This window comes from Streptomyces sp. NPDC104831 (assembly GCF_055583025.1).
Genome location: NZ_JBVJOT010000054.1, coordinates 1 through 7235, shown reverse-complemented (window position 1 = coordinate 7235; position 7235 = coordinate 1). Strand labels below are relative to the sequence as shown.

The 7235-nt window shown below is 72.4% G+C and carries 6 protein-coding genes and 2 pseudogenes; all 8 read left to right on the top strand.

Annotated elements, in window-relative coordinates; translation table 11 throughout:
- Positions 1-336 precede the first annotated feature (336 nt).
- Positions 337-1236 (top strand): SGNH/GDSL hydrolase family protein, encoded by a 900-nt coding sequence (locus ACZ63H_RS30190; RefSeq protein ID WP_469870466.1) that lies wholly within the window; start codon positions 337-339, stop codon positions 1234-1236.
- 149 nt (positions 1237-1385) lie between these two features.
- Positions 1386-2106 (top strand): annotated as a pseudogene (locus ACZ63H_RS30185) (RNA polymerase sigma factor).
- 263 nt (positions 2107-2369) lie between these two features.
- Positions 2370-3119 (top strand): CU044_5270 family protein, encoded by a 750-nt coding sequence (locus tag ACZ63H_RS30180; protein WP_469870464.1) that lies wholly within the window; start codon positions 2370-2372, stop codon positions 3117-3119.
- 749 nt (positions 3120-3868) lie between these two features.
- The gene (locus ACZ63H_RS30175; RefSeq protein ID WP_469870462.1) at positions 3869-4864 is read left to right on the top strand and encodes a YdcF family protein; all 996 of its coding nucleotides are present in this window, start codon (positions 3869-3871) and stop codon (positions 4862-4864) included.
- 392 nt (positions 4865-5256) lie between these two features.
- Complete coding sequence (locus ACZ63H_RS30170; protein WP_469870460.1) at positions 5257-5844, top strand: sigma-70 family RNA polymerase sigma factor; 588 nt, start codon at positions 5257-5259, stop codon at positions 5842-5844.
- Between the two features lie 343 nt (positions 5845-6187).
- A complete protein-coding gene (locus tag ACZ63H_RS30165) occupies positions 6188-6496 on the top strand; it encodes a hypothetical protein (RefSeq protein WP_469870458.1) in 309 nt (102 codons plus the stop codon).
- A gap of 365 nt (positions 6497-6861) precedes the next feature.
- Entirely contained in the window at positions 6862-7032 is a 171-nt protein-coding gene (locus ACZ63H_RS30160; RefSeq protein WP_469870456.1) for a hypothetical protein, read from the top strand.
- A gap of 24 nt (positions 7033-7056) precedes the next feature.
- Positions 7057-7235: pseudogene (locus ACZ63H_RS30155) on the top strand (SAM-dependent methyltransferase); the annotation flags it as partial.

The window sequence follows — 7235 nt, the reverse complement described above, 5'->3', positions numbered from 1 at the left end:
CCCTCTTCTCTGGCGTGTGCTCATCCTCCCCCCCCCCCCCCTCCCTGCGCGCCGCCCCCCCCCCCCCCCCCCCCCCCCCCCCCGCCAGGGCGGGCCGGCACCGCCGGTGAACCGGCCCCGGCACCCCGCCGTCGTGGTGCACGGAACGCCCACCACGAGCGGACCCACCGGATGCCGGGACACCCGCCGTTGAGGTGCACGGAGCGCCCACGGCGGGCGGACCCGCCGGGTGCCCGGGCTTCGGGAGCGCGGCCGACGGGTGCGGCCCGCCCCGCTCGCAAGACGTCCCGCTCCCCCACCGACCGCTCCCCACCGACCCTACGAACCAGAGGCACCATGACGCACTTCACCAGCCGGTCGCTGCCCGCACACCGGACCCTCGCGGCGATCACCGTGGCCGGGGCCGCCCTGCTGTCCACCGGGGCCGCTCCGTCCGCCTCCGCCGCCTCCGCGGCCGACGGCCCCAACTATGTCGCGCTCGGCGACTCCTACGCCTCCGGCGCCGGGCTTCCCGGGGTCACGGACGCCGCGTGCGACCGCACCACCGCCGGTTACGCCGCCGTCCTCTCCCGCACCTCGGCGGGTCAGGGCCGTACCTTCAAGAACGTCACCTGCACCGGCGCCACCACGGCCGCCCTCTGGAACGCGCAGGGCTCCAAGCCCGCGCAGCTGAACGCCCTGACTCGCAACACCAAGCTGGTCACATTGACGCTGGGCGGCAACGATGTCGGCTTCACCGGTGTGCTGGCCACCTGCGCGCTCGTGGCCTCCTCCGATCCGGCCGGCAGCCCGTGTGAGAAGCACTTCACGGCCGGCGGCAAGGACGTGCTCGGTGAACGCGTCAACACGGTCGAGGGCCGAGTCCGTGACGCCCTCACCGACATCAGGCGGCGCAGCCCCGACGCGAAGGTGGTCGTCGTCGGCTACCCGGCGCTCTTCCCCAACAGCGGCACGGGATGCACCGAAGTCCCTTTCGCCAAGGGCGACTTCGCCTTCCTGCGCGATGTGACGAAGAAGCTCAACCGGGCGTTGCAACGCCGGGCCGCGGCCGGTGACCGGGCCGTGCGGTTCGCGGACACCTACGCGGTCACCATGGGACACGACATGTGCCGGCCGCGCGACACCCGGTGGATCGAGTCCCTGAACCCGGGCGGGGACACCCTGGCGGCCCACCCCAACTCGGTCGGCCAGTTCGCGATGGCGGCGGCCGCGTACGAGGCGGTCCTCAAGCCGTAACCGCCCGTGTCCTTTCGTGTTCTCGGGGCCGGCGCCTTGGCGCGTCGGCCCCTTCACGCTTTCCGTACCGGCCGAGCACGCCATCGACATGACGCGGATCACGGGAAGCGGAGCCGGACTTCCGACAGGTTCCAGAAGTAAGCATTGACATGCGTGCCCGGCTACGGGCGGGGGAACCAGCCGCGTTCGCCGACTTGTTCGACAGTCACGCCCGTGACGTGTACAACCACGCTTTCCGGCTGACCGCCGACTGGTCGGCGGCCGAGGACATCATGGCCGCCACCTTCATGGAGGCGTGGCGGCTTCGCCTGCGGATCGACTCCGAAGGCGGTTCGCTGCGCCCCTGGTTGCCCGGCATCGCCACCAACACGGCGCGCAACCAGTACCGCAGCAACCGCAGGTACCGGCGGGCGGCCCTCGCCACCGCGGCCGCCGAGCTGAACGTGCCGGACCACACGGACGAGGTGACCGAACAGATCGACGACCACCGCAGACTGGCCGTGACCGTCCGGGCGCTCGCCACGCTGCGCAGACCCGAACGCGAGGTCATCGCGCTCTGCGGGGGGAGAAGGACTCGACTACGAGGCCGCGGCGAAGGCGCTCGGGATTCCGGTGGGCCCGGTCGCCTCCCGGCTGTCCCGCGCCCGCAAGAAGCTGCGCTCCCTCGCGGACGCCGAACTCGCCCGTCCCGCCGGGCCGGCAGCGGGTGCCGGCGCCGCCCCGGAGGACCTCGTACTCCACGCGACGCGCACCGGGCCGGCCGGATCAGCCGAAAAAGACCGCAGCAGACGGGAAGCCGGGGTGACCGGGCGACAGACAACAGGTGATCGGATCCACACCGTCCGGCCCACACAGGAAGGAAACCGATGAACGCGAACACGCCCCGGCCCGGCCCGGCCGAGTGGGAGAAAACAGGCACGGCGTACGCAGGACGGTTCCCCCGCCCCCGCGAAGGACCGCCGGGTGCGGCTGCCCCGCCCGGTGATCGCCCTGCCCGCCCTCGCCGCCGTCCTGGCCGCGGCCGTCGTCGCCGGGACCGCGATGTCCGGCGCGGACGGCGGCGGGGACGGATCCGGCCGGCTCACCGCCGGGCCGGCCTTGACCACGCGGCTCGGCGCCACCAGCCCCGACGGGTGGCCCGGCTGCTCGACCAGGTCTCCCTGGCGGCGGCGGAGGACGACCATCCGGCCGTCGGAGCGGGCCAGTACGTGTACATCGAGTCCAAGACGGCCGACACCTTCGTCAAGACCGTCGACGACAAGAGCAGCCTGGCCGGCTACCCACTGCACAAGCGTCAGGTGTGGCCCTCCGCCGACGGGACGAAGGGATGGCTGATCGATCCCGCCGTCAACGACAGCCCCGAAGGCGAGACCCTCAGTCTCCCCGACGAGCAGGGCAACACCCCGGTCGCCGGCCTGAACAACCCGTCGTACGACTACCTGGCCAAGCTGCCCACCGATCCCGACGCGCTCCTGTCGAAGATCTACCAGGAGACCAAGGGCCAGGGGAACTCACCGGACCAGGAGGCGTTCACCACGATCGGTGACCTGCTCGGCGAGAACTACCCGCCGCCCGCGCTCTCCAAAGCGCTGTTCAAGGCCGCCGCGAAGATCCCCGGCGTCGTCACCGTGAACGACGCGGTGGACGCCGCGGGCCGGCACGGCGTGGCGGTCGCCCGGCTGGACGAGACCAGCGGCCAGCGCGAGGAGTGGATCTTCGACGGCAAGACCCATGTGTTCCTGGGCGAGCGATCCGTCCAGGTGCGCAAGGTCCGCGGCCCGGAGGAAGAACTCGTCGAGCCCGGAACCGTCCTGTTCACCAGTGCCATTCTGCGCCGCGCCGTGGTCGACGGGATGAAACAGGTGCCCGCGCAGGCCGGGTGACGACCGCGGCGGGGCCCGAGCGGGGCACCGCGGCATCGTGGAACGGCCGCCCGGGGCGCCGCCTGGCGGGCGGCCGTACGTCCTCAGGGCGGTGAAGGGGTGTGCATGACGACTGCTTCCCGCCCGGAACGGGCTGCGGCTGACGAACGGGACGGCAGTCCGAGGACGCCCTCTGCACGGGACCGCACACCTGTTGCGCGGCCCGGGTCCCCGGCCGGTTCGGTGCGACGGCGCCGCCGCCCGGCTTCGTGCGGCGAGCCCTCACCGGCGGCGGCAGGCCGCCCACGGTCCGGCGTCCTGGCCCGCCGGCGCGCGGACACCGCTCAGGGGACCGACGACGCCGACGCGGTGACCGCCCGGGCGGTGACCGCGTCGGCGCGCCGGACCCGCGGCGCCCCGGGACCCGACTCGCCGGGCACCGCGCGCCGGAGCACGCCCGCCGGGAAGCCGGGAAGCGGAGACGGAAGACCGCGGCGGGATGAACCAGCCCGGCCGGTCCGCCGTTGCAAGCGATGAAGGCCGCCCGGGGAAGCGAGCGCGTCACCGTGCAGAAGAAGCGCCGCGGCACCCCACCGTGAACCGCTGCCACCTCGCCAGTCCTGACGGCAACGCCCGCGGAGCAGCGGTACACCGGGCCGGTCGGTTTCGACTGCGACAAGTGCGGCGACAAGCAGCTCTGGGCGGCCGGCTGACGGCCGTCTCCGACCTTGCCGGGCCCGTACGGTCCCGGCCGACCAAGGAAGTCAAGGGTGCTGATCGACATATTGGCCGCCGTCGCGCTGCTGCTGTTCGTCATCGGTGTCATCGCCGACGCGAGGCGCTTCGCGAACGCCGTGCTGCTCGGCATCTTCCTCACGCTCATGGCGGTGGCCCACGGACCGGACCTCCTGGTCCTCCACCACGCCCTGGACGACACCTGGCTGACCGGCCCGGTCCTGGGAGGGCTGGCCGTACTGCTGGTCTGCTGCCTGCTGATGGGCAACGGGGTGCGGATGGTACGCAAGGAGGGCAGCCGCCCGGCCAACCTCCTGACGCTCGTCGCAGGGCTCGGGCTCCTGTCGCTCCTGGTGCTGACCGTGGTGGCGTTCATGACCGAGCAGTTCGCGCTGGTCGTCGCCGTCGTCATCGCGACGCTGCTCACCTGCTACTTCGGCTTCCTCTTCCTCTGTTTCACCGTGTACGGCTACGCCTACAGCCGCCTGGCCGTACCGTCCGGCCTCGACTACATCGTCGTCCTCGGGTCCGGCCTGACCGGCGGTGACCGGGTGCCGCCGCTGCTCGCCGCCCGGCTGGACCGTGCGCACGCGGTGTTCGAGGCCCAGGTGGCCCGGGGCAGTGAGCCCGTGCTGATCACGTCCGGCGGTCAGGGCCCGGACGAGGCCGTACCCGAGGCGCATGCGATGGCCGACTACCTGGCGGCGCGCGGGGTGCCGGCCGGGAACCTGCTGCGTGAGGCGGAGTCCGCCACCACCGAGGAGAACCTGCGCAACAGCAAGGCCGTCATGGAGCAGCGCGGCAACGGCTACCGCTGCGCGATCGTCACCAACGACTTCCACGCCTTCCGGGCCGCGATCATCGCCCGGAGCGTGGGCGTCGACGCCCACGTCCTCGGCGCCCCCACGGCGTCCTACTTCCGGCCCAACGCGACCATGCGGGAGTTCGTCGCCGTCGTCCTGCACCACCGGTGGGTCCACCTCACGATCTGCCTGTGCCTGGCCCTGGCCTGCTGGCTGACCCTCCTGTGACGGCCGGGTGCGGCGCACCCACGGTCGCCGCACCAACGCACCACGACCGCCCGTCGAAGCGTCCCGCGCCGGCCCGACCGAGCCCCGCCCCGGCGGCCGACCGAGGCCGAACAGCCGGTTCCGCATCCCGTGACGGCGTCCCACGCCGTCGGCGTTCCCGCAGGTGGGGCGCGGTTTCGGCGTTCCACCCATCCCCGATACGCGGTGAGCGCCACCGGTGGGACAGGTCATGCCGCAGGCTGAGCACATCGCAGCCGCCGCTCCGCCGGCTCCACGGCGACCGGCCTGCGTCATCCACGTCCGGCCCACCCGGCGACGACTGCCGCGAGCATCCGCCGGCGGAGGTCACGCGGCGCCGGTGAGCGGACGCCCACCCATCACGGGGAGAGATCATGAACACCCGGCAGACGACCGTCCTGACCGCCGAGCGCACCGGCTCCACGGCCCCGCGGGCCTTCGTACGACACGAGGACGCGAACGCCGAGCGCTTCGTCCGCGAGCTGTACGCCGAGCACGGGACGGCGCTGTTGGCCTACGCGGCCCGTCGTCTGGACAACGACTGGGACCGCGCCCAGGACCTGGTGCAGGAAACCGCCGTACGCGCCTGGCGCCACGGCCCCTCGCTCAGCCTCTCCGCCGACGGTATCCGGCCGTGGCTGTTCCGCGTCCTGCAGAACCTGGTGATCGACGAGCACCGGGCGCGGGCGGTGCGCCCCAAGGTGCCGCATCAACTGGACGACGTGGTCATCCCGGTCGGCGACGACACGGACCGGGTACTGTCCGCGCAGCTGGTGCGGGAGGCACTGGCGGACCTGACCAGCCGGCAGCGCGAAATCCTGCACGTCGTGTACTTCCGCGGCCTCAGCGTGGCCCACGTCTCGGACCTCCTGGGCATCCCGCCGGGCACGGTGAAGTCACGCACCTACTACGCCATGCGCGCGCTCAAGACGGCACTGATCACCCGCGGCATCCACGACTGAACGCCCCGCCCCGCCCAGCCGGGCCGACATCCTCGCAAGGCACACCCCGGCACCGCACCAACCCAGGCGAATGCCCGTTGAACCAACTGACGCGCACCGGCCGAACCTTCGAGGACGGTGCGAGCGCCTGACCGTGCTTCCGCCTGCCGGACGACCGGACGGTCGAACTACGACCGCACCGGGCCGACCCCCCTCCCGGGGCGCGGCCCGGTCGCGCGGCGCCGAGCGGACGGGTGCCCGGCGTCGCCCGTCCGGACGGCACCGGGATGCAGTACCCGCCCAGTTCCGTACGGTCATGTGCAGGGCCGGAACACCCTCCGGCCCGGCCATGAGGAGGCGCGCCATGCGTCGCACCAGCTCGACACTCACCGTACTCGCGGCCGCCGGACTGCTCGCGCTCGCCTTTCCCGGCCCGGCGTCCGCCACGAACGGATTCCTACGCATCGGCGGAGTCGTGCGCGACCACCCGCTGGGCTGCTACGAGGTCGTGCAGCTGTCCACCGTGCTCAACTTCACGGACGTTCCCGTCCGTGTCCACAACGTCCCGGGGTGCCAGGGCAGCGTCGTCCGGATCCTTCCCCCGGGGCTGGCGGCACAGGTGCCCGGGACACACAGCATTCTCGTCCAAGACCCGCTCCGCCCTGCGGGGTGACGTGCACTGACGGTGCCCTCCGCCCCGGCGTCGTCGAGGATGCCGGTGGTGGTCTCGGCGAGCCGGCCGAGGTGCGGCGGCGGCGCGGCCGGTCGACCTTGCCGTTGGCGGTGAGCGGAAGGGTGGCCGATTCCGCCCAGGCACCGGGAACCGGGCACCAGGTGGTACTCCGGCCGGAGATCGTTGCCTGCGCTGGTTCCCCTTCGGTAGTGGCAGCGGCGGGCTATGGCTTGGTGCCGTCTGCGCCAGGTCCTTGGGAAGCACCTCGATGCCTGCGCCTACGTTCCGGGAACGGAACCCGGCAGGGGGGCTTCGGCACCACCGACGAGGGAACTCGGTGTGGAGTTCGAGGGAGGTCGATGTTCATGGGCGACGACGAGTTCTACCGACATGACCGCCCGGAGGGCGCTGACCTACCTGAGGACCGCCCCCGAGAAGGAGCGCTTCCGCAGCCCCACCGGGGCGGCAAAGCCGTCTGGATCACCTTGGGCGTGGTAGCAGTCCTCATCATCGTGTTCGCCCTCATCCTGGTCTGACCTCGACGGCCGGTACCCCGGCGCATGGCCACCACCGTCGTGCCCGGCGGGTTCACCCTGGTCTACCTCGTCTACAACACCATCACGAACCTGCTGACGCAGGACGCACAGGTCGAGTGCTTCCGCAACGCCGCACGGCATCTGGAGCCCGGCGGTCGGTTCGTCATCGAGCTGGGTGTGCCGCCGCTGCGGCTCCTGCCGCC